This window comes from Streptomyces alkaliphilus (genome assembly GCF_014141535.1).
Taxonomy (GTDB): Bacteria; Actinomycetota; Actinomycetes; order Streptomycetales; family Streptomycetaceae; genus Streptomyces; species Streptomyces alkaliphilus.
Window position 1 is genome coordinate 1 of sequence record NZ_VKHT01001528.1, and the last position, 791, is coordinate 791.

At 73.5% G+C, this 791-nt stretch carries 1 pseudogene; it reads left to right on the forward strand.

The features are described 5' to 3' along the window. A pseudogene (locus FNQ90_RS25480) lies at window positions 1-791 on the forward strand (protein phosphatase); the annotation flags it as partial.

Here is a 791-nt window from a genome sequence, read left to right on the forward strand (position 1 = left end):
GGGCCACGGTGCCCCCCGCGCCCCCGGAAATCCCCGCCACCTCGGAGACGGGCGCGCGGCAGCGGTTGGAGTTGCTGCACGCCGCCGCCTCGCGACTGGGCGAGTCGATGGACCTGACCCGCAACGCCGAGCAACTGGTGGGGATGCTGGTACCGGCCTTCGCCGACCTGGCCTCGGTGGACCTGACCGAGGCGGTACTGGTCGGGGAGGAGCCCGAGCGATTCGTCACCGGTTCGCCGCTGCGGCGGGTGGCGGTGGCGTCGCGTGACGGGGATTGGCCCGCGGACATGTATCAGTCGGGGGCGAACTTCCGGATCGGGGAGTTCGGGAGCGAGCAGTTGCGCACCGGTCGGGCGGAGGTGCTCTCCAACCTGACCGCGCTGCGCGCGAAGCTGGCGGACGAACCGGAGCAGCTGCGCCTGCTGCTGCCGGAAAGGGCGACCTCGGCGCTGGTGCTGCCGCTGCGGGCCCGGCGGTTGGTGCTGGGTGCCGTGGGGTTGTGGCGGACCGGGGAGCGGGCGCCGTTCGAGCACGCGGACACCTCGCTGATGGAGGAGATCGGTTCACGCCTGGCGCTGAGCCTGGACAACGCCCGCCGGTACACGCGCGAGCGGCGGACCGTGGAGGCGTTGCAGCGCAGCCTGCTGCCGCGCCCGGTGGTGCGGATGACGGCGGCGGAGACGGCCGGTACGTACGTGCCGGCGAGCACGGCGGCCGGAACCGGGGGCAGCTGGTACGACGTGATCACGCTGTCGGGGACCCGGGTGGCGTTCGTGGTGGGGCGGGTGGTG